This is a genomic window from Acinetobacter dispersus, assembly GCF_009884975.1.
GTDB classification, from domain to species: domain Bacteria; phylum Pseudomonadota; class Gammaproteobacteria; order Pseudomonadales; family Moraxellaceae; genus Acinetobacter; species Acinetobacter dispersus.
The window spans coordinates 2642458-2663615 of record NZ_CP041970.1 but is presented as its reverse complement, the minus strand read 5'-3'; the positions used below and the strand labels follow the sequence as shown (position 1 = coordinate 2663615).

At 41.5% G+C, this 21158-nt stretch carries 20 protein-coding genes; 12 read left to right on the top strand and 8 right to left on the bottom strand.

Translation table 11 applies throughout. The features are described from left to right. Positions 1-51 precede the first annotated feature (51 nt). Together FPL17_RS12225 and FPL17_RS12220 are read right to left on the bottom strand one after the other, a co-directional pair. Positions 52-1869: a cation:proton antiporter domain-containing protein gene (locus tag FPL17_RS12225; RefSeq protein WP_159885302.1), complete on the bottom strand. Its 1818-nt coding sequence runs from the start codon at positions 1867-1869 to the stop codon at positions 52-54. A 121-nt stretch (positions 1870-1990) separates the two neighbouring features. Further along, the gene (locus FPL17_RS12220) at positions 1991-4216 is read right to left on the bottom strand and encodes a primosomal protein N' (protein WP_420867263.1); all 2226 of its coding nucleotides are present in this window, start codon (positions 4214-4216) and stop codon (positions 1991-1993) included. Between the two features lie 213 nt (positions 4217-4429). Between FPL17_RS12220 and gspF the strand changes: the two genes are divergently transcribed. From gspF to FPL17_RS12205, 3 genes are all read left to right on the top strand, one after another. Continuing rightward, positions 4430-5635, top strand: a complete 1206-nt coding sequence (gene gspF, locus FPL17_RS12215; RefSeq protein ID WP_005192058.1) for a type II secretion system inner membrane protein GspF — start codon at positions 4430-4432, stop codon at positions 5633-5635. Positions 5636-5652: 17 nt separating this feature from the next. After that, a complete protein-coding gene (gene gspG, locus FPL17_RS12210) occupies positions 5653-6228 on the top strand; it encodes a type II secretion system major pseudopilin GspG (RefSeq protein ID WP_276529328.1) in 576 nt (191 codons plus the stop codon). Positions 6229-6491: 263 nt separating this feature from the next. After that, positions 6492-6836, top strand: coding sequence for a hypothetical protein (locus tag FPL17_RS12205; protein ID WP_004802390.1), 345 nt, complete (start codon positions 6492-6494; stop codon positions 6834-6836). 55 nt (positions 6837-6891) lie between these two features. Here FPL17_RS12205 and FPL17_RS12200 read toward each other — a convergent pair whose 3' ends face one another. Continuing rightward, complete coding sequence (locus tag FPL17_RS12200; RefSeq protein WP_159885300.1) at positions 6892-7155, bottom strand: DUF2798 domain-containing protein; 264 nt, start codon at positions 7153-7155, stop codon at positions 6892-6894. Positions 7156-7400: 245 nt separating this feature from the next. Here FPL17_RS12200 and FPL17_RS12195 point away from each other — a divergent pair, with 245 nt between their 5' ends. Then, a complete protein-coding gene (locus FPL17_RS12195; RefSeq protein ID WP_159885298.1) occupies positions 7401-7739 on the top strand; it encodes a tRNA-binding protein in 339 nt (112 codons plus the stop codon). A 1-nt stretch (position 7740) separates the two neighbouring features. Here the strand turns inward: FPL17_RS12195 and lnt are convergent, their stop codons facing one another. Then, a complete protein-coding gene (lnt, locus tag FPL17_RS12190; RefSeq protein WP_159885296.1) occupies positions 7741-9300 on the bottom strand; it encodes an apolipoprotein N-acyltransferase in 1560 nt (519 codons plus the stop codon). Further along, positions 9297-10136 (bottom strand): HlyC/CorC family transporter, encoded by an 840-nt coding sequence (locus FPL17_RS12185; protein WP_004802396.1) that lies wholly within the window; start codon positions 10134-10136, stop codon positions 9297-9299. The genes lnt and FPL17_RS12185 overlap by 4 nt, the downstream gene beginning before the upstream one ends. A gap of 175 nt (positions 10137-10311) precedes the next feature. Here FPL17_RS12185 and tusA point away from each other — a divergent pair, with 175 nt between their 5' ends. Then, positions 10312-10569: a sulfurtransferase TusA gene (gene tusA / locus FPL17_RS12180; protein ID WP_159885294.1), complete on the top strand. Its 258-nt coding sequence runs from the start codon at positions 10312-10314 to the stop codon at positions 10567-10569. Between the two features lie 69 nt (positions 10570-10638). On the opposite strand, the gene FPL17_RS12175 is transcribed toward tusA, so the two are convergent. Next, positions 10639-12351, bottom strand: a complete 1713-nt coding sequence (locus FPL17_RS12175; protein ID WP_159885292.1) for an electron transfer flavoprotein-ubiquinone oxidoreductase — start codon at positions 12349-12351, stop codon at positions 10639-10641. Positions 12352-12537: 186 nt separating this feature from the next. Here FPL17_RS12175 and FPL17_RS12170 point away from each other — a divergent pair, with 186 nt between their 5' ends. The 5 genes from FPL17_RS12170 (at position 12538) to FPL17_RS12150 (ending at position 16978) form a co-directional block, all read left to right on the top strand. Beyond that, positions 12538-13161 carry a DUF1285 domain-containing protein gene (locus FPL17_RS12170; RefSeq protein ID WP_033133222.1) on the top strand — a complete coding sequence of 208 codons (624 nt, stop codon included), beginning with the start codon at positions 12538-12540 and terminating at the stop codon, positions 13159-13161. 43 nt (positions 13162-13204) lie between these two features. Further along, entirely contained in the window at positions 13205-14092 is an 888-nt protein-coding gene (gene murI / locus FPL17_RS12165; RefSeq protein WP_159885290.1) for a glutamate racemase, read from the top strand. A 96-nt stretch (positions 14093-14188) separates the two neighbouring features. Beyond that, positions 14189-15217 carry a DUF4062 domain-containing protein gene (locus FPL17_RS12160; protein WP_159885288.1) on the top strand — a complete coding sequence of 343 codons (1029 nt, stop codon included), beginning with the start codon at positions 14189-14191 and terminating at the stop codon, positions 15215-15217. 70 nt (positions 15218-15287) lie between these two features. Further along, complete coding sequence (gene hemH / locus FPL17_RS12155) at positions 15288-16304, top strand: ferrochelatase (RefSeq protein ID WP_159886854.1); 1017 nt, start codon at positions 15288-15290, stop codon at positions 16302-16304. A 29-nt stretch (positions 16305-16333) separates the two neighbouring features. Further along, positions 16334-16978 carry an MBL fold metallo-hydrolase gene (locus FPL17_RS12150; protein WP_005192094.1) on the top strand — a complete coding sequence of 215 codons (645 nt, stop codon included), beginning with the start codon at positions 16334-16336 and terminating at the stop codon, positions 16976-16978. 53 nt (positions 16979-17031) lie between these two features. On the opposite strand, the gene FPL17_RS12145 is transcribed toward FPL17_RS12150, so the two are convergent. After that, positions 17032-18768 (bottom strand): hypothetical protein, encoded by a 1737-nt coding sequence (locus tag FPL17_RS12145; protein WP_159885286.1) that lies wholly within the window; start codon positions 18766-18768, stop codon positions 17032-17034. Between the two features lie 263 nt (positions 18769-19031). After that, the gene (locus FPL17_RS12140; RefSeq protein WP_159885284.1) at positions 19032-19223 is read right to left on the bottom strand and encodes a DNA gyrase inhibitor YacG; all 192 of its coding nucleotides are present in this window, start codon (positions 19221-19223) and stop codon (positions 19032-19034) included. A 91-nt stretch (positions 19224-19314) separates the two neighbouring features. On the opposite strand from FPL17_RS12140, the gene FPL17_RS12135 reads away from it, so the two are divergent. After that, positions 19315-19959 carry a class I SAM-dependent methyltransferase gene (locus tag FPL17_RS12135; RefSeq protein WP_159885282.1) on the top strand — a complete coding sequence of 215 codons (645 nt, stop codon included), beginning with the start codon at positions 19315-19317 and terminating at the stop codon, positions 19957-19959. Next, complete coding sequence (locus FPL17_RS12130; RefSeq protein ID WP_159885281.1) at positions 19952-21139, top strand: TIGR03862 family flavoprotein; 1188 nt, start codon at positions 19952-19954, stop codon at positions 21137-21139. The genes FPL17_RS12135 and FPL17_RS12130 overlap by 8 nt, the downstream gene beginning before the upstream one ends. Positions 21140-21158: the final 19 nt, after the last annotated feature.

The following is a 21158-nucleotide window of genomic DNA, read 5'->3' as shown; positions in this document are numbered from 1 at the left end:
ATAAAAAGGTGCATGGTTATGCAGTCAATAATGGTGTCAGTTTGCCAAAACTCAAGATGTTTCATTGAGTGAATTTGCATCACTTTGTGTGTTTTGATCATTGCTCAAGCGATCTGATCTTAAAGTTTTTGTGTTTTCAAACAAATGCTCAAGTTCTGCAATCGCACTTGGATAGTTTTCAAGGACATCTTGTTGATCATGGGACCAATGTTGCTGCATGAGCAGCTTTTCATCTTCTTGTTTAAAGCGCTCAATTTGAATATGTGCATCTTCAACGGAGAGACCCGTTTCAATCAATGCCTGTTGTGCCATATTTAACGATGAGGCATAGGTTTCACGCCAAATATGTTGTACGCCTAAATCATTGAGTAAATGCGCATGATGGCGGTCACGTGCTCGTACAAACAGGGTTAAATCTGGATAGTTCAAACGTAGATGCCGTGCCAGATTCATACTGTCTTCAACATCATCAATTGCAACAATCAATAATTTGCAATATTCAATGCCTGCAGCACGTAAGTTCTCGACTTGGGTGACATCAGCATCAAAGAAACGATGTCCATATTGTTCAATAAAATCAGCGTCAGGTTGGTTGCTATCAATGACACTGAATTGTTTGCCTTGTGCGTGTAAGGTCCGTGCGATGACTTGTCCAAAACGGCCAAAGCCCAAAATAAGAATCGGGTGTTGAGGGACATCGTCAATCTGTACTGCCACCTGCTTCTGCAATTTTGGCAAAACTTTTGAATCAAATAACCAATACAGCAGTGGGGTCAATAGCATTGAACCAAATACAATGAGTAAGGTCGGTTGCAGAAGATCTTTAGTCAGCAAGTTCTCACTTTCTGCCAGCTTGAGCAGAATAAAACTGAGTTCGCCGCTTTGCGCCAAGGTGATTGCAAACAGGGTGCTGAGCTTGGCATGGCGTTGTTGGTAATAGCTGATTGCCGTAACAACAGCAGCCTTGATCACAACTAAACCAAAGATTGATGCGATGATCAATAATGGTGTTTGGATAAGGGGTTGCAGTGAAAGCCCCAAGCCAATCGCCAGAAAAAATAGTCCTGTTGCAGCATCTTTAAAGGGTTCAAGAATGCGTTCAACTTCACTTTTAAATTCTGTCTCTGCCAGTAATAAGCCCCCCAGAAATGCACTAATTAGCACATGAATATTTAAAATATCCATGATGAGGATGACAGAAAGTAAGACCAATAAACTGAGTACAGGAATGAGATGGATACTATTTTTCCGTGCTAAGAAACGGAATGCTGGGCGCACTAAATAACGGCTGGCTAAGAATAATCCTGAAAATGTCGCGATGATTGCTGCAAAATAGGCAATGCCATGCCGTGTAGAAGCAGTGTCTTCGAGTAATGGAAATAACATAATCAAGACGATGGCAACAAAGGCTTGAAATTGCAAGGTTGCTAAAGTCGCTTGCCCTAATTTGTTATTGAGCTGCTGTTTTTTTTCTAGGAGTTGTAATGGTAAAGCAACTGCGGATAGCGCTAAAGCACATCCGAGAATCAGACTGGTTAGCACATCATTAAACAGTAAAAAACATGCGCCAATCAGAACAAGGGTAATGATTAGGAGTTGTAATCCGCTGTTTTTTAGAATGCCTCTACGCTCGAGCCAAAGTTGTTGTGGTCGAAAAGCAAAACCGACAAAGAACATGACTGCAATCATACCAAAATGTAGCAATTGCTCGATCAGTTGAGGATCTTCAATCAGGCCCGAAACACTGGAGCCAAGTAATAGCCCTGCAATCAGATAACCCAGAACAGTGGTGGAGGCATAGCGTTTTGCTAATGGAGCAAAAATTAAAGTCGCAGCCAGTAATAAAATAATCGGTAGCAGAAAAGACATTGAATGCCTCAAATTTTTCTATTTTGTCTAGACTAACTCAAATGAGTCGTCTGTAAAAATATGATCTGAAAAGATGATGTTGGAAAACGTTCGATGACTTGAACACGCTCAGGCTAAGCCTCTAACTAAACTCTTGCGGATCAACATCAATCGATAGCCTCAGTAGATGCTGGCGAGGTAAGTGTACGACGTGTTGCCACCACTGGCGCAAATAAAAATGCAGTTTTGCTCGATCGCTAGACAAAATCACCATATGTGCACGATAACGGCCTGCTTTACGTTCCATCGGTGCGGGAATCGGTCCCCAAATGTCGACTAAATCTCCAGCCATTGTCCGTAATTGTTGTGCAATATCCGCTAAGAATTGCTGACTATAATCCCGATCTTTAGATTCAACCCGAACCAATACTGCATAACGATAGGGTGGTAACATCGCGATTTTACGATCAGCCAGCATTTGTTTGGCGACAGTACGGTAGTCATGCTCAATTAAAGTGGTCAACATCGGGTGATCAGGGCGCAGACTCTGTAAATAGACACTGCCTTTATGCTCGCCTCGACCAGCACGACCAGCAACTTGTACAATCAGCTGTGCGGTACGTTCAGGCGCGCGTGGGTCAACACTGAGCAAGCCTGCATCAATATCTAAAATCGCAACGAGCGTCACATGTGGGAAATGGTGACCTTTGGCCAGCATTTGTGTGCCCAATAAAATATTGGGTTTATTTTGCTGAATGCGATCATAAATTTTCTGCCAGCTACCCACTTTGCTGGTACTGTCACGATCGACCCGAATCACTTCATGGTGAGGGAATAACTCTTGTAGGTGTTCTTCAAGTTTTGCTGTGCCTGCACCAATGGTTTTTAAGCTTTGTTTTTGACATGCAGGACAATGATCAGGCAGACGATTGATGGTGCCGCAATGATGGCAATGCAAATAATGATAAGGCTGTGAATGTAGGGTAAAGTGCGCATCACAGTGTGGGCAGTTGGCTTGCCAGCCACAGCTTTCACACATCAGAATCGGCGCATAACCGCGTCGATTTAAAAAGATCAGCACTTGTTCTTTACGTTCTAACGTATGCTTGATCTGTTCGATGAGCGTTTGGCTCAGTCCGTGTTTCTTTTTTGCGATTTTTAAATCAACCACATGCATTTTCGGCAGTACAGCCACGCCCGCACGTTGATTTAGTTCAAGCAAATGTAATTTGCCTGACTCCACTAAATGATAACTGTCGATACTTGGTGTTGCCGATCCGAGGATGACAGGGCAGTTCTGTAAATGACCACGATATAAAGCCACATCACGGGTATGGTAGCGGAAACCTTCTTGCTGTTTGTAAGAGAGGTCATGCTCCTCATCCAAGATGATTAAACCAAGCTGAGGAAGCGGGGTGTAAATTGCAGAGCGTGTACCAATAATAATCGAGGCTTTACCCGTTTGCGCATGTTGCCATGCCTGTAAGCGTTTCGAGTCATTTAAGCCTGAATGGAGCAAGGCCACATCACAATGAAAACGTGACTTAAAACGAGCTACAGTTTGAGGCGTCAGGCCAATTTCAGGCACCAGTACCAACACCTGTTTACCTTGTTTTAATACCTCATACATGACTTGCAAATAGACTTCAGTTTTACCGCTGCCGGTCAAACCATCCAATAAAAATGCTTGGTATTGATGCTGTGCTTTGAGAATCTGTTGAATTGCTTTCTTTTGATCTTCGTTCGGTGTCAAAGGCACTTGCGCCAGTTGTACAGGTGTTGGGGTGAAATCATGCGGTTCCAGACAGCACTCAACCAAGCCTTTCTTTTCCAGTGCTTTCAGGGTTGATGTTTCTACACCACTTAGATTGAGCACGTTTTCAGTAGTGCCATGTGGATGCAGTTTTAAAACCTGATAAGCATCATATTGTTTTTGAGAGCGTTTTAATAAGGAGGCTGGGTCTTCATGCGGTGTGATCTTCCATAAATGAAACAGGATATCTAAGGCGCGACCTTGTCTTAATAAGGTAGGTAGGGCACTTTGCATCACCTCGCCAATCGGGAATTGATAATATTGGGCTGACCATGTCAACAAAGTTAAAACTTGTTGGTCTAGAATGGTTTCCTGATCAAGTAATTCTGTGATGGCCTTAAGTTTGAATTGTCCTGTAAATACTTCGTTAGGATCAACTTTCTCGATAATGATCCCAACAAGATTCTGCCGACCAAAAGAAATCGCGACACGTGCACCGATTTGAGCTTGAGCGTACTGCTCAGCACTGACCGTGTAGTCAAACGTGTCATACACATAAACGGGTATTGCAACTCGAATACGGTACAAAATAGCGTTAGAATTTTCGGTAGGCATATAGGCTTCATTCATATAAGGGGCGATTGACACTTCAGCCTTTAGGTTGTGTTATTGACTAAAACAACTTATACAAGGCATGACTGCATGTCATGGAATTATGCTAAAGTGCGGAGTGTTATGTCGATGAATTTCTTGTGAAACTCACGTATTTCATTGCAAACACGGATGCAATAGCAACAACAACTATTTTGGGACAATTAGAACAGAACCATGCCTGCTTATCAATTTACCGCTCTTGATGCCTCAGGAAAGCAACATAAAGGTGTGCTGGAAGGGGATTCTGCACGTCAAATTCGACAACAGTTACGCGATAAAGCATGGACACCAATTGCAGTCGATGCCGTTGAGCAAAAAGACAAACAGCAACAACGTTCATGGTTTAAAAAAAGCTTTAGTGCTTATGATTTGGCACTGATGACCCGCCAGCTTTCTGTGTTAGTTGCTGCTGGTATTCCATTGGAAGAAGCTTTGCGTGCAGTGAGTAAACAAAGTGAAAAATCACATGTGCAAAACCTATTAATCGCCGTACGGTCTAAGGTTTTGGAAGGACATTCACTGGCAAAAAGTATGCAACAGTCAGGTCGTTTCCCAGAACTATATATTGCAACGGTTGCAGCTGGAGAGCGTTCAGGACATCTTGATTTGATTCTAGATCAGCTGTCTGATTACACCGAAAATCGTTTTGCCATGCAGAAGAAAATTCAGGGCGCGATGATTTACCCGATAGTGCTGATGCTGATGTCTTTCGGGATTGTGATGGGTTTGATGACCTACGTTGTGCCTGAAATTGTCAAAACCTTTGAACAAAGTAAAGAAGCCTTGCCTTGGATCACGGTCGCATTGATGAAGGCCAGTGCCTTTATTCGGCATACTTGGATTGGCATGCTCATTCTTGCCTTTATTGCCATTATTGTATTTACCCGTTTTTTAAGAACCAATGCAGGGCATTATGCATTTGACCGATTAACGCTCAGATTGCCACTATTTGGTAAACTTTCGCGTGGTATAAATGCTGCACGTTTTGCCAGTACCTTATCGATTTTGACCCGTTCAGGTGTGCCTTTGGTTGAGGCCCTACGGATTGGTGCTGAAGTCAGTAATAACTGGGTGATTCGTGATGCGATCGAAGTGGCGATGGAGCGTGTAACAGAAGGTGGTAATTTGGCAACGCAATTGGAGCGTTGCGGTTATTTTCCGCCAATGATGGTACAAATGATTCGAAGTGGTGAGGCGTCGGGTGAATTGGATCGGATGTTGGATCGTGCATCGACCATGCAAGATCGTGAGGTGACCACCTTTATTTCAACTTTACTGGCGTTACTCGAACCCTTGATGCTGATTTTTATGGCAGCAATTGTATTGGTGATTGTGATTGCGGTAATGTTGCCAATTATTAATATGAACAATATGATCTAATGAGTGACATGTAAGAGATGAATATGAATAATTCAATGGATAAACAAAATGTTGGACGTAGCTTGAATGCTTCTCCTGTTGCAGAATCTTGCAACTCAGAGTCCGAGTATAATCTTAATCCTGCCACTCGAAGCATAGCTTCTCGTCTTACGACCCGACCGAGCGCTGCTCGGTTTAATCGGGTCTCAGGATTTACACTCATTGAAGTGATGGTTGTTATTGTAATTCTTGGTGTTTTGGCAGCATTGATCGTTCCAAACGTAATGGGTCGCGGTGAAAAAGCCAAAGTCGATACAACCAGTATTACCTTAAAAGGTGTCGCGGGTGCTTTAGATCAATATAAATTAGATAATGGTCGTTACCCATCGATGCAAGATGGCGGCTTAGATGCATTGGTGAATCAACCTGCTTCTGCAAAGAATTGGTTACCGGGTGGTTATGTCAAAGGTGGCTATCCAAAAGACAGTTGGGAAAATGATTTACAGTATGTAATTCCAGGCCGTGAAGGTCGTTCATTTGATTTATATTCGTTTGGCGCGGATGGTAAAGAAGGTGGCGAAGGAAATGATGCGGATATTTATTATCAGCCATAATGTAGAATAAAATATCACTTCACTTTTGAATTAAATAAATAGAGAGTGAAGTGATAATGTTTCTTAATTCAATAAAATAACATAACTGTTTGAAAAATATAAAATGAATAAAATATTGAATATGTGAGAGTTATAATAAGAATTATTCCCATATTTGATAGTTACAATAAAAAGAAATTATGCAGAAAAATAGACTATTTCTTTAGATCAAAGCTTTGCATAATAAATTCAAGCCATTGAAAAATAAGATGTGGAGAAATCAGATGAAAGCATTCTTTATGTTGGATGAACTGAATCAGTTTCATTGGGCAATGCTTAAATCTGTATTGCTCATTTTAACTTTATTGCCTTTTAGTGAAGGCGCTTTAACATTGTGGCAAGCTTCGGAAGGAAGCAGTCAAATCATGATCGGCTTTTTTGCACTGAGTATGTTGAGTGCATGGTTTGTATTGTGTTTTTTAAGTGCCTTAAAAACCAGTGTCTGGGATAATCGGGAGCTGATTTCTAAATATGAGCAGCTTGTATTTAAAGCCTACCGATATATTCCGATGCTGTTTCTGTCGAGTCTTGTGGCTTATTTATCGGTGCAATTGTCGATTAATTTCTAAGCCAAAGATATTCAAAAACGTAGACCCAAGATCTACGTTTTTTTATGGCCTAAATTTAAACTGGTCGAACCAATAGCATTGTCATTTTACGCACGATAGGTAACACCAAGAGCAGCACAGGAAATGCGATCAGCCAAGAAATTCCCCATGCCGACATCCACGTAGAAAAAGAGAACTGCTCAAATCCCATACTTCTGAGCGTACTAATACAAGACACAATAAAAGTCATGATAATGGATAAGAAGAAAGGTAAAACAAAGGATGCGTAACGATTAGGAATTTTTTGAAAATTAAAACAAAAAGATTTTGAACTCTGCATTTTTTACTCCGTAAACCAACAAACGCCAGTGCCTGATCAAAGATAAAAATATCTTGATCAAATAGCTCCAAGCCTTGTTGGAGATATGTTGGCACGTTGATTGACGTAAACGTTTACGGCTTTATGATCAGCAAAATTAATTTAGCATGAAGTTACTCAATTGAAAATAAAAATAAGCGTATTTATTGAGTCGGATAGATTCGCTATGCTGCAACTGGGCTTAAAAAGAGAGAAAAGGAAAAAGCATGCAACAGATCGAATGGAATGACTTTAGCAAGGTTGAATTACGTGTGGGTAGAATCATTCAGGCGGAAGTGTTTCAACAAGCGCGGAAACCCGCTTATATTTTGCAGGTAGATTTTGGTGAAGAACTTGGCATCAGAAAATCTAGTGCGCAAATTACCAAGCTGTATCAGCCTGATGATTTGATTGGGAAACTGGTGGTTGCGGTCATCAATTTTCCAAAAAAACAAATTGGACCGATTCAATCAGAGTGCTTGGTGACAGGTTTTCATAATGCAGAAGGGGATGTCGCACTTTGTGTCTCAGAGTTTGATGTTCCTCTGGGCACAAAGTTACTGTAATTTATCGACGGGATTTGAAGCTAATATCAACTTTATGTGGACGATAAATCCACCCCATCACTAACAATAATAGTGAGAAAATCAAGATCGGATAATCGCTTAAACGGTTGTAGAGCGTTTGTCCTTGCATGGCAGGTAATTCACCACGCAAGACCACTTCTAGATCCATTGGTGCTTGTTTGACAATATGACCATTCTGATCGATAAACGCGGTTACACCTGTATTGGTGGCACGAATAAACCAACGACCATTTTCTTTGGCACGCATCTGTACCATTTGCAGGTGTTGCCAAGGTCCAGCTGTACCTGTAAACCAAGCGTCATTTGACACGGTGATTAAGAAGTCACTGTTAGATGCATTACGACGAGTCAGGTTTGGATACGCCACTTCATAGCAAATGGCGGCTGCCAGTGCATGACCTTTCACAGTCAGCGGTTTTTGATTGGCTTCACCACGTGAAAAACCACTCATACTGACATCGTTTTGCATTGCAGGCAGTACCCATTTCAGCATGCCTGACAGTGGAATATATTCACCAAACGGTACTAAACGTTGTTTCTTATACAGACCATATGAATCGCTACCTGATGCCATAATACTGTTGTAGTACAACGGCTCACCTACTTGCTGCGATTTAGCCAGATCCCAATAAGGAATACCTGTGACCCAAGCGCTATCGGTTTTCTTCGCCTGTGCTGCCATCGCATCCAAGAATTCTTGAATATCGGTCTGGAACATTGGAATTGATGATTCAGGCCAAACGATCAGATCACGGCCCCATTCTGCGCGCGTCAGGGTGGCATAAATTTCCAAGGTTTTAATCTGATATTCAGTTAACCATTTCAGATCTTGCGGAATATTCCCTTGGATCAGTGAAACACTCAGCGGCTTCGCTGCTTTAGGCTGTACAAATTGAATAAACCCAGCCCCCCAAGCACCTAATACCAAGAGTGCTGAAGGAATCGCCCAAAACCAACGACGATTTAAAATCTCGACTAAGGCACAGGCCAGTACGATGACCACGAAAGAAACGGCATAGACACCAAATAAAGGTGCATAGCCATCGAGTAAACGTTCAGTGAAGGCATAACCTGCAAATAACCATGGAAAACCTGTGAATACCCAAGTTTTTGCCCACTCAAATAAAACCCAGAGTGGAGCGAAGGTTAACGGTGTTTCTGGGAAGAAGCGACGATACAACCAGGTTTGAAATGCAGTAAATAAGCCCATTGCGGCTGCCATAAAGACAATCATCAAAATGCTTAGAAAGGCATTGGTATCGCCGTAGGTATGGATAGAGGTGTAGAGCCAGAACGCGCCGACAAACCATAAACCAAAACCATAGGCCCAACCCAGCGCAAAAGCTTGGCGTGGACTACGTTGACGTAATACCGCATACAATAGTGCAGGCGACAGAATCGCAAGCCACCAAAAATAATATGGGGCTAAAGCCAAACTAAAGATTGCACCAGAAATTAGTGCAATCAATAGGGGAAAAATAAAAGGAAGCTGAGTTTGTGCTTGAGATGGATTTAACAGCTTCTCAAAATAGGTTCTCATTGACGGACAGCTCGAATCAGATGGATAGTGCGTGCATCTGCTTCAATAATGGTAAATTGCCAATCGCCAAGTTCAATGGTTTGACCTTGTAAATCGCTCACTAAACCAATCTCTTGCAGCAGTAAACCGCCCATAGTTTCAACTTCATCGTCAGAAAAATCTGCATCTAAAATAGTGTTGAAGTGTTCGATTGGTGTAAGTGCCTGCACAATCCAGGTATTGGCTGTGGTCGGATCATTGTCTGGGACGATATACAGTGCTTCTTCGTCTGCGATATCGTGCTCATCTTCAATTTCACCGACAATCTCTTCGAGAATGTCTTCAAGTGTGACTAAACCAGAAGTCGAACCATATTCATCGATGACAATCGCAATATGGGTTTGGGTATTTTTCAACATGCGCAACACTTGGTCTGAACGTGCACTTTCAGGTACAAATACAGGCTGACGCATCAGTGAGCGAATATCGACTTTGACATTACGTTCTGTTAAGAAGGGCAATAGATCTTTCGCTAATAAGATACCAACGACATTATCCGTTTGATCCGCAGAGAATACTGGGAAGCGCGAATGTGCCGAATCAATCAGCACATGCAGAATATCAAGTAATTGATCATCTTCCTGCAAGCTGATAATCGCTGTACGCGGCGTCATGACTTCTCGAATCTTAGTTGCTGGCAGATCGAGAACACCCTCAAGCATAGCAACAGTATCTGGCTCTAAAAAGCGACGTGAGTCTTGAACTAACTTGAGTAATTCATCGCGGGTTTCAGGTGCGGTACCTAACCATTTTCTTAAGCCACGCATACCCCACGATGGACTGGATTCCTCGACCATGATCTTTCCTAAAGACTCTCTATATCAATTAGATGATTTTCATCATACCGAAGATAAAGCGGATATGCATCAATAATACTATGTAAAAAACGTACAGTTTTTCAAAAAGCTGCTGATGATTTTCATATCAGCAGTTTATGCTAAAATGTGAAAATTCGAATATTTGAGTTTTATGATGTCTGAACAACCAAAACTTCCTACTGTTCAAATCAATACGCGAGGTTTACGTTGCCCTGAACCTGTGATGATGTTGCATCAAGCCATTCGCAAAGCCAAGTCTGGCGATATTGTCGAAGTCTTAGCTACAGATCCATCAACATCATGGGATATTCCAAAATTTTGTATGCATCTTGGGCATGAGTTGGTACTCAAAGAAGAAAGCCAAGATGAAAATAGCAATACGGAATATCGTTATTTGGTGCAGAAGGGTTAACTGTCATTTCAGCCAAATAAAACGAAAGCATAAAAAATCCGAGTCTAAACTCGGATTTTTTATTTTGAATTACATATTCGGGTAGTTTGGACCACCGCCACCCTCAGGCGTTACCCACGTAATGTTTTGTGATGGGTCTTTGATATCACAAGTCTTACAGTGTACACAGTTCGCAGCATTGATCTGGAAGCGTTTAGAACCATCATCATTTTCCATGATTTCATAAACACCAGCAGGGCAGTAGCGTTGAGCTGGCTCATCCCATTTTGGTAGGTTTACATTCACTGGAATAGATGGATCAGTTAACTTCAAATGGGCTGGCTGATTTTCTTCATGTACAGTATTTGATACGAATACAGAAGATAAACGGTCAAAGGTCAACTTGCCATCTGGTTTTGGATAGTTTGGTTTAAACGTTGAAGCATCCACTGTTTTAAGCACTGCAAAGTCTTGTTTAAGATCATGCAGAGTGAATGGCACTTTAAAGATGTTTTGATCGATAAAGTTAAATGCACCACCAATCCATTGACCAAACTTATGCATCGCTGGACCAAAGTTACGCGAGCTATATAACTCTTCTTTTAACCAAGAATTGTTATATTTATCGGTATAAGCAGTTAATTCTTTATCGAAGTGGTCTTCGCCTTCAAGCACACGTGCAATCGCCAGATCACCACCTTTAGCAACACCCGCAGCAATCGCTTCAAATACTGCCTCACCACACAACATGCCTGATTTCATTGCAGTGTGTGAGCCTTTGATTTTTGAGAAGTTCAAGAAACCAGCATCATCACCAATCAAGCAACCGCCTGGGAAGGTAAGTTTAGGTAAAGCATTGAAGCCACCTTTCACAACAGCACGAGCACCATAAGAAATACGTTTGCCACCTTCAAGGAATTGCTTGATGGTTGGGTGTGTTTTCCAACGTTGCATTTCCATGAATGGGTACATGTGTGGATTTTCATAAGATAAATCTACGATCATGCCCATGGTAACTTGATTGTTTTCTGCGTGATATAACCACCAACCACCAGTAGAGCCTGTTTCAGACAAAGGCCAACCAGCGCCATGCATCACTAAACCTGGTTTGTGTTTTGCAGGATCAATTTCCCAAAGTTCTTTAATCCCGATACCGTAATGTTGTGGATCAGCATCTTTATCTAGATTGTATTTGGCAATCAGGCGCTTACCAAGGTGGCCGCGGCAGCCTTCAGCAAATAATGTGTATTTGGCATGCAGTTCATAGCCAGGCGTGAAGTTATGTGTTGGCTCACCATTTTTGCCAATCCCCATATCACCTGTTTGAATGCCTTTTACCGTACCATCTTCATGGTAAAGCACTTCAGCAGCAGCAAAGCCTGGGAAGATTGAAACTTCAAGTTCTTCGGCTTTTTGACCTAACCAGCGAACAACGTTACCAAGAGAAACCACATAGTTTCCATCGTTGTGCATTGATTTAGGCACCATCCAATGCGGCATTTTTTGTGCTTTGCTATCAGACAGTAAGAAATATGTTTCGTCGCCTGTTACAGGGACATTCAGTGGCGCACCTTCTTCTTTCCAGTTCGGAAATAATTCGTTCATGGCACGTGGTTCAAGTACAGCACCAGAAAGGATATGCGCACCTACTTCAGAGCCTTTTTCAACAACACATACAGAAAGATCAGGTAGGTTGTTTTCAATCGCTAATTGACGAATTTTAATCGCAGCAGATAAACCCGAAGGTCCTGCGCCAACGATCACTACGTCAAACTCCATCGCTTCACGTTCGATGTGTTCCATGTAGGACTCCTCATATTTTTAAGGGTGGCAACCGTAATATTGCGATTCGGTGCTGCCATGAGTGTTCTGAATTGCCGAACACAAATGATAGTATGTGCTCGCAAACGTTTGGGCTAGTATAGTTTTAAACCTTGGTCTCGCCAATTGGCTGAGCGGTCATATTTTCTCGTCATCAAGGCATAAACTATGATAAATGAAAATGATTCTCCACAAAACCCTTTAGAAAATCAGGGAAAAATCATGTTTTCTGATGATAAAAACTTAATCGACATTGCACAATACATAAAAGATGTACAGCAAAGTCACAAAAGGTCAATTCCCCCATTGGAGCAGTGGCATCCAAAGCATTGCGGCAAAATGGATCTACGCATAAAAGCCAATGGCGAATGGTGGCACGAAGGTCAATTGGTCAAACGACAAGCGCTACTCGACCTGTTTAGCAAAGTCTTGTGGAAAGAAGATGGCAAATTCTATCTTAAAACCCCAGTTGAACAGATTGAAATTGAAGTCGAAGATGAGCCTTTGCTCGTTAATCAGGCAGATCAGGTGGAAATCGAAGGTAAAACCTATTTGCAGCTGACGACGATCAATCAGGATGTGGTGATTGTTGATGAGCAACATCCCATTTTTATGCGTGAATATGACGGTGAGTTAAGGCCTTATGTACATGTTCGCTTTGGTATGAATGCCTTGATTCAACGTCAGAGTTTTTATCATCTCGTGAACTACGGCAGTTTGTCTGAAAATGCGCAGGGCGAGACGGTTTTAACACTAAAAAGTGGTGATTTGGTCTTGCATTTGAGCACCTGAGGTTTAAGCTTAAAAGAGCGAATAAACCAATGCCTAAGTGTGTATGACAGCTGTTCAATCGATGCCTCTTTTACTCAATCCTATGCCACATGCGTCATCAGATGCGCCTATTGGTGTTTTTGATTCAGGGGTAGGTGGATTGTCAGTCGCGCAGGAGATTGCCCGACATTTACCCAATGAACAGATTATCTACTATGCAGATACGGCACATGTCCCGTATGGCGCACGTAGCGATCAGGAAATCCGCCAGCTCACGGCTAAAGCGATTGAATGGTTGTATCGTCAAGGCTGCAAAATTGCGGTAGTCGCATGTAATACAGCTTCGGCATTTAGCTTAGATTATTTACGTGACCATTATGGTGAGCGATTTCCAATTGTTGGCTTAGTACCTGCATTGAAACCCGCAGTGATTCAAACCCAGTCAAAAGTTGTAGCTGTACTGGCGACACCTGCAACCTTTCGCGGTCAGTTGATCAAAGATGTCATCGCTAAATTTGCGGAACCTGCTGGTGTCAATGTTCTAACAGTCACGAATTTAGAATTGGTACCGTTTGTGGAAGCTGGTCAGGAAATGAGTCCAGCATGTTTAAATGTCTTGCAACAGATACTTCAACCTGTGGTTGAACAGGGTGCTGATTATTTAGTGCTGGGATGTACTCACTATCCATTTCTAAAACAAGCGATTCATCAGATTTTTGCAGAAAAATTAAAATTAATTGATTCTGGACAAGCAGTTGCACGACAAACCACCTATATTTTAATTAAAAATGGGTTATTATGTGACAAATTGCGTCATAACATTACACGTATTGAATGTTATGTCAGTGGTAACAATGCTGTTGCACTGCAACCAGTCCTTCAGCACCTAATACCAGAACAATTAACATGGAAAGTTAGAAATTTGGACGATCTAGGTGTTTCTCATATCTAAAATCGAGCCAGTTTTATATATTTTATTGGGGATAGCTGTTAATAAAAATCAAGATGCATACTTGATATTATTGATAAATGAATTGGGGCTTAGCCTATGCAAGATACTCGTTATCAAGTCTTTATTTCTACCTCTGGCAATGAAATGCAACCAGAGCGAGCGGTTTTGGCACAAACTCTTGTGGGAATGGGATTCCTGTCTTGGGGTTTAGAACAACGTACGCCTTTAAGTACATCAATTGCACGCCGTCAAATTGATGATTGTGATTATGTGGTGATTCTATTGGGTAGCCAATATGGCGAACAATCGGTTTCAGGTGTGGGCTATATGCATCTGGAATATATTTATGCGATGACCAAACAGAAGCCTGTGATTGTGTTTATGCATGAAGATCCAGAATCGCGTGATACAAAACTGCATGATCATAAATCTGAGTTAAAAGAAAAATTTAAAGAGTTTAGAAAGCAGCTTCAACATGAAGTTGACCAAGTATTCTGTTATCGCACATTAAGAGATCTAGAGTTGGCAGTGCGTTCTAGTATGCCGCAGATGCTAGAGCGTTATCCTGTAGTGGGTTGGGTACGTCCACAAAACACGCAAGTATTGCGCGATGAAATTGATGCATTGCGTGCCAAAGTGAAACAGCTGGAAACTGAACTGGGGAACCGTGAGGCAGACCCGCTGACCAATGTACCCAAAGTCTCTATGCACGAACTCTATTCATTTGAATACCGTATGCATGCTTATCAAGATGGTAACTTCAAGGAAGTTAAATCGCATCGTAAAATGACTTGGGCGCAATTGTTAAATGTTCTAGGCACAGCATTTGTGACTCCGACCCCTGAAGAATATTTTTCAAAAAGAATGAATGAATATTTGAATGAAACGGGTTTGGACGATGCCCGCAAAGAAATGCCACGGGCGCATGCGGTGTCGCGCGCGCAGGTAAATATTCGTGCTTTGCATGAGATCAAGTTACAAATGCGTCAAAATGAATGGATTGTGCCAACTGGACGGGATGATCGCCAGCGTATGTTGTGGCAACTGACTTCCAAAGGGCAGAAATTGTTGGAAAGTAATGTTTTGGACAGTAATCGGGTTTTTCAATTTAAGACCATGCATTAATCCAATTTAGTAAAAAGCGCTAAAACTGCTAAAGTAATTGAATGAATTCAATGAAAAGCGGATGCGGTCTATGTTAGCGACACAAAAACCTAAAGTGACGGTGATTCTGGCAAATTTGGGAACGCCTGATGCAGCTACTGTGCCAGCTGTACGACGCTTTCTGAAGCAATTTTTATCTGATACACGTGTGATCGAGATTCCAAAACTGCTTTGGTGGATCATCCTGCACTTATTTGTCCTGACCTTTCGTCCAAAACGTGTGGCTGAAGCTTATGCTTCGGTTTGGTCAAATGACTCGCCAATGCGTGAAATTGTATTGGAACAAACACTGCTGATTAAGCAGCGTCTACAAGAAGAAAATCATCAGTTTGATCTTAGCGTTGTCCCTGCAATGACTTATGGTCAACCCAGTATTCATGATGTACTTGATCAACTGGCGCAAACCCCACAAGAGCATGTCATTTTATTACCCTTGTTCCCGCAATATTCTGCGACCTCAACTGCACCTTTATACGATGCCTTTGCCAAATGGATTCCACAGCAGCGCCACTTACCTGGTATTACCCTGATTAAGGATTATTATCAGCATCCTCTGTTTATTCAGGCTTTGGTAGATAGTGTATTAAATTATCAATTGCAGCATGGAAAACCTGAAAAATTACTCATGTCGTTCCACGGTATTCCTCAGCCTTATGCCGATAAAGGTGATCCTTATGCCGATCGTTGTCGAATGACTGCGCGTCTGGTGGCAGAGGCTTTACATCTGCAAGAGCATGAATGGGCAATCAGCTTTCAATCTCGTTTTGGCAAACAAGAGTGGGTCAAACCGTATACCGACCAACTATTACAACAATGGGGCGAGCAAAAAGTTCAGTCTGTGCAGGTGATTAGTCCTGCATTTTCAGCCGATTGTCTAGAAACGCTGGAAGAGTTGGCAATGCAAAATAAAGAGATTTTCCAGTATGCAGGTGGTGGAGATTATGCCTATATTGCTGCCTTGAATGCAGATCAGGCCCATATAGATTTGCTTGCCAGTCTGGTTCAGGCTAATCTTGACGCACTCACTCATACCTTAGCCCATCGTTAAATCGACGCTTTATTTCGCCAGAGGTTTCTATGCTACAAGTCAAAATTGTCCCTGTTACTGCATTTGCCCAAAACTGCTCAATCTTGTGGGACAGTGAAAGCAAAGAAGCGATTTTGATTGATGCGGGCGGTGATGCTGCGGTACTTAAAAAAGAAGTAGAAAGCTTGGGCTTAAAAGTGAAAGCACTATGGTTGACCCATGGACATCTTGATCATGCAGGTGCAGTCGGTGAGTTGGCTGAAGCGTGGAAGATCCCTGTGATTGGCCCGCACAAAGAAGACCAGTTCTGGTTGGATATGATTCAGGAAGTCTCGGCTCGTTATGGTTTCCCAATCCCGCAACCTGTAAAAGTAGATCAATGGCTTGAAGGTGGCGAAGTATTAAAGTTGGGTGATGATGAGTTTGAAGTGCGTTTTGCGCCAGGACATACCCCAGGCCACGTGATGTTCTATAACGCCAAACATGGCTTGTTGTGGACTGGCGATGTACTGTTTAAGGGTTCGATTGGGCGTACAGATTTCCCAAAAGGCAATCACCAGCAGCTATTAGATTCGATTCAACGCGAATGCTTTAGCCTGCCAGATGAAACGCAATTTATTTCAGGACATGGGCCAATGAGTACCATTGGCTATGAGAAGCAATTTAACCCATTTGTTGCCAGTAAAGCAGGTTAATCTTTGATTTCAGCTTCTGTATAAAGATTGGAATTTATACAGAAGCTTGTGGTTCAAATTGTTTCCAGCCATTTTTGATTAGCAAGATTCACATCAAAATTCAAACTATTACAAATTGTTTGTAAGTCAAAAGACGCTTTATCTTCTGGGATTTGAATCAAAATCGGTAATCGCGTAATGCCATTGTCGCCTGTAGGAAAAGCATAATGGCGTTCTTTATGATTGATTGAGATGAGCGACTCAAACTCTAAATACACAATCAATGATGGAAAGCGCCGTTGAATACGAATAATTTCCTGATGCGCATGTCTTTTGATTTGCGTGGTTTTTTCTTTTAACTTGATAATATTATCTTTAATTTTCTGAGGTTTATTCAGTAGCTTACTGAGAAATGACGCGCTTTGTTTGAGTTGGCGTTGATTTTCCTTTAATTCTGAAAAGGCATCTTTATATTCTTGTAAGGAACTTGCGCTGAGATCTTTGAGAATATTGGTTGGTTCCAGTGCTTCTGCGTGGTGTTTTTTCCAATCCTCATACGAAAATACAGTAAACACATCGGCATGTCGTTTTTGCAATAAGGTGGCATAAGACTTAAGTCGGGCGATGAACAAATTGACCTGTTTATTGAAGATGATTGAAGGCTGAGAGTGAAATTCAATAAAGTGGCTAATTAGATCGTCCAGTGTTTGTTTGACACTCAGATACAGGTAGCTGCATTCATCACTATGATGAACAGCATGTTTTAAGGCATCTGCAATTGGTTCAAGAATATGGCGACATAACTTTTGTTCAAAATCAATCAGTCGCTGTTCAACCAACTTTTCAATAAACACGCCCTGAGGATTGAGAGGTTCCATCAAAAATGGAATCAGAGTTTTATTGGCATACAGTTCGATTTGGCGGACCACATCAGAAACATATTGGTTGACCTGTTTATCAATGGTAATGATGTGGCTTACTTGCCATTGAAACTGTTCATGATGGGATTCGTTTTCAATCTGATCTAAATCTAAAATGGCAGAATTGAAGTAAACGTTTTCGCAGGCTTCAAATTGTTCTTCTTGTAAAAAGCGTCGAATTGAAAATGTATTTGTTAATCCTTCCTTGCTCGGAGCGAGTGCAAAAATATATCTAGAGGTTCTAACGATATCCAGTTGTCTAGATTTCTGCTGTTTATATAAAAAATATTTAAGAATATGCGGCTTTTCTTCTCGTAGTTGATGAGCACGAACGATGTTAAAAGAATATTTGAGTAGTTGTTGTTTTAAAAATACTTCGCTAATAAAAGTCTTGATGATGTCCGTATTGATATTGCGTTGATTGCGAGGTAATTGGATCAGTTCTTTTGCCAAGATGATTTGTGCTGCAGCATAAATAAATTCTTTTAGCACCTGTTTTTTTTGTTCTTGTAGATCAAAGTCATCTTCGGTATTAATCCGATGGATTTGACTCAGCATATTCTCTAAATAATCAGAAATTGCATAGATATCATTGTATTGTTTTAATTTCTCTAAGGAGTTTGCAATGGTTCTGACCAATACCTTCATGGGTGCATCTTGAATTTTTTCTGCCAGTAGATTGATGTCATGTTTGGCCAAATAGCAGAAGCTATTTTCTTTTCGATTCCAATGGATTTTTTTGAGTTGCAATATCTGTTGGCAGATATTTTCGCAGTCTTCATGAGAGCATGTGACAAAAAGTGCCTGTAAATGAGTCTGCCAATTGGCATCTAAGTTTGGATCGATTTGGTTGACCAAAACCTTCAGTTGATAGGGAATATACTGATTCATTATTACATCCTGGTAAGTCTAAATATTTTTATTAAACAAACTGATCCCTATAAAATTTAGAGTAAAGCTGGATCAGTGTGAGCGATAAGTTGTCGTGTTATTTGCTATTTTTATTCAATACAATGTATAGCTTAAGATTTGCACAGGGTCATAAAAAAGTAAATTACCGTGATGTAAATCACATATCTAAAATATGTAAATTTTTATTAAAATAAATCTAAGATGATCAATATTTAATTTTATTTTTTGAAAAATGAAGATGATTAGTCTTCATAATCATCTTCATTGCGTTTGCGGTCTGCTTGTGGCGCATCTTGTGTAGGCAGTTTATATTCATCACTGGCCCAGGCACCAAGATCAATCAACTTACAGCGTTCTGAACAGAAAGGACGAGATTGATTATCTTCCCAAGTGCTGGCTTCACCGCAACGCGGGCAGGGGAATGTACGTGACATAGAAAATTCCTAAAACATAGAGCAAATAGATTAGGCAAAAGTAAGGTGAGTTGTTAGACTTATGCCGATTTCTAGATAGTTTGATGAGATTATGTCGATTCGTCAATTTCAAGCACAACGTATGCAAGCCCCCCGTGATTTTATAGCCATTCCTAACACGCCGATCTGCGTTGAGATTGGGGCAGGAAAAGGTAAACATGCCTTATTGTTTACTGGGCAAAATCCGCACACCACGTTGTATGCAATTGAGCGAACCAAAGAAAAATTTGTGGCAATGCAGAAACAGCATCAATTAGAACCACGTGAATATTTAAATCCGATTCATGCAGATGCACTTCCTTGGGTGGTGCATGCCTTATTCCCTGCACAAGTTGAACAATTTTTTATTCTCTATCCGAATCCCGAACCGCATAATCCTGCGCAGCGTTGGCTGAATATGCCGTTCTTTGAGTTTCTACTGTCTCGTCTTCAGCCGAATGGCACAATTACTTTGGCGAGTAATATTCCTGAATATATTGATGAAGCAGAACAACAATTGATTGAATTGTGGAAGCTGCCGCATGAAAAGCAAAAAATTGCAGCAGATTCTGCCCGAACACATTTTGAAATCAAATATTTAGAGCGTGGTGAATTGTGCCAACAGTTAATCATTCGAAAACCAGAAGGCTATACAACCCGCTTTGATGATTTTGAACCGTTACAAGGTCAAAATGCTCAAGAGCAAGCTGATGCCTAAGCGTGTTGCAATTATTGGTGCAGGCCCAGCAGGGTTGATGGCTGCTGAAGTTCTAAGCCAATATGACTATGAAATTGATGTGTTCGAACAAAAGCCTTCGGCGGCACGCAAGTTTTTAATGGCGGGTAAAACAGGTTTAAACATTTCACATGCTGAGCCTGTGGATACGTTTATACAACGTTATGATCGTGCAGAATGGCTGGGTCCATGGATTAAGCAATGGGATGCGCAGTGGATTCAGAACTGGATGCAAGGACTTGGGATCGAATCTTATATCGGTAGCTCTGGTCGGGTTTTCCCGATTGAAATGAAAGCTGCCCCCTTACTCCGTGCGTGGTTAAAACGATTAATGGCTAATGGTGTGCATTTTCATTATCGTCATCGTTGTGTGGATTTATCGCATAATCATCTCACGATTGAGAACCAAACAGAGCACTTTAGTGCAACGTATGATGCCATTATTTTGGCCTGTGGGGCGGTGTCATGGTCACAATTGGGCAGTGATGGTGCTTGGCAGCCATGGCTCTCAAAAAATGAAATTGAGCCTTTCCAAGCCAGTAATGCTGGTGTTCTGAAAACATGGTCACCGTTCATGCAGGCGTGCTTCGGTCAGCCGTTGAAGCGTGTCAATGCATGGGTGCAATCCGAACAGCAAACTCATGGCGATATCATCATTACTCACTACGGCTTTGAGAGTGGCGTGATTTATAAATTGGGTCGTGATCTCAGAGCACAGCTTGCCCAAAAAAAGCGTTTACAATTACATCTGGATTTACTGCCTGATATCAGCATTGATCAATTAGGAAAGAAATTACAGGGCAATAAAAAGCAGTCTTTGACCAATCTCTGGCGTAAAGCAGGTTTGGACACTGTCAAAATTAGTTTACTTCGAGAAATTGTCGAAAAAAGCTTATGGTCAGATGCCAAGCAAATGGCTCAGCAAATTAAGCAGTTGAGTATTCCTTTGGATGGTTTCCGTCCAATCGAAGAGGCCATCAGCTGTGCCGGTGGTGTGAAGCAAACTGCTGTATCCCCACAACTGCAATTGCAATCGAACCCTTATGTATTTTGCTGTGGTGAAATGCTGGATTGGGATGCACCCACAGGTGGCTATTTACTGACAGCCTGTTTTGCGACGGGAAGAGCGGCAGCAGAAGGGGTCAATACATTTATCAAATGATAAAATAAGCTAAAATAAT

Excerpts from the sequence above, each read along its gene's own strand:
- FPL17_RS12225 (WP_159885302.1), bottom strand. The coding sequence starts at position 1,869 with ATGTCTTTTCTGCTACCGATTATTTTATTACTGGCTGCGACTTTAATT.
- FPL17_RS12220 (WP_420867263.1), bottom strand. The coding sequence starts at position 4,216 with ATGCCTACCGAAAATTCTAACGCTATTTTGTACCGTATTCGAGTTGCA.
- gspF (WP_005192058.1), top strand. The coding sequence starts at position 4,430 with ATGCCTGCTTATCAATTTACCGCTCTTGATGCCTCAGGAAAGCAACAT.
- gspG (WP_276529328.1), top strand. The coding sequence starts at position 5,653 with ATGAATATGAATAATTCAATGGATAAACAAAATGTTGGACGTAGCTTG.
- FPL17_RS12205 (WP_004802390.1), top strand. The coding sequence starts at position 6,492 with ATGAAAGCATTCTTTATGTTGGATGAACTGAATCAGTTTCATTGGGCA.
- FPL17_RS12200 (WP_159885300.1), bottom strand. The coding sequence starts at position 7,155 with ATGCAGAGTTCAAAATCTTTTTGTTTTAATTTTCAAAAAATTCCTAAT.
- FPL17_RS12195 (WP_159885298.1), top strand. The coding sequence starts at position 7,401 with ATGCAACAGATCGAATGGAATGACTTTAGCAAGGTTGAATTACGTGTG.
- lnt (WP_159885296.1), bottom strand. The coding sequence starts at position 9,300 with ATGAGAACCTATTTTGAGAAGCTGTTAAATCCATCTCAAGCACAAACT.
- FPL17_RS12185 (WP_004802396.1), bottom strand. The coding sequence starts at position 10,136 with ATGGTCGAGGAATCCAGTCCATCGTGGGGTATGCGTGGCTTAAGAAAA.
- tusA (WP_159885294.1), top strand. The coding sequence starts at position 10,312 with ATGTCTGAACAACCAAAACTTCCTACTGTTCAAATCAATACGCGAGGT.
- FPL17_RS12175 (WP_159885292.1), bottom strand. The coding sequence starts at position 12,351 with ATGGAACACATCGAACGTGAAGCGATGGAGTTTGACGTAGTGATCGTT.
- FPL17_RS12170 (WP_033133222.1), top strand. The coding sequence starts at position 12,538 with ATGATAAATGAAAATGATTCTCCACAAAACCCTTTAGAAAATCAGGGA.
- murI (WP_159885290.1), top strand. The coding sequence starts at position 13,205 with ATGACAGCTGTTCAATCGATGCCTCTTTTACTCAATCCTATGCCACAT.
- FPL17_RS12160 (WP_159885288.1), top strand. The coding sequence starts at position 14,189 with ATGCAAGATACTCGTTATCAAGTCTTTATTTCTACCTCTGGCAATGAA.
- hemH (WP_159886854.1), top strand. The coding sequence starts at position 15,288 with ATGTTAGCGACACAAAAACCTAAAGTGACGGTGATTCTGGCAAATTTG.
- FPL17_RS12150 (WP_005192094.1), top strand. The coding sequence starts at position 16,334 with ATGCTACAAGTCAAAATTGTCCCTGTTACTGCATTTGCCCAAAACTGC.
- FPL17_RS12145 (WP_159885286.1), bottom strand. The coding sequence starts at position 18,768 with ATGAATCAGTATATTCCCTATCAACTGAAGGTTTTGGTCAACCAAATC.
- FPL17_RS12140 (WP_159885284.1), bottom strand. The coding sequence starts at position 19,223 with ATGTCACGTACATTCCCCTGCCCGCGTTGCGGTGAAGCCAGCACTTGG.
- FPL17_RS12135 (WP_159885282.1), top strand. The coding sequence starts at position 19,315 with ATGTCGATTCGTCAATTTCAAGCACAACGTATGCAAGCCCCCCGTGAT.
- FPL17_RS12130 (WP_159885281.1), top strand. The coding sequence starts at position 19,952 with ATGCCTAAGCGTGTTGCAATTATTGGTGCAGGCCCAGCAGGGTTGATG.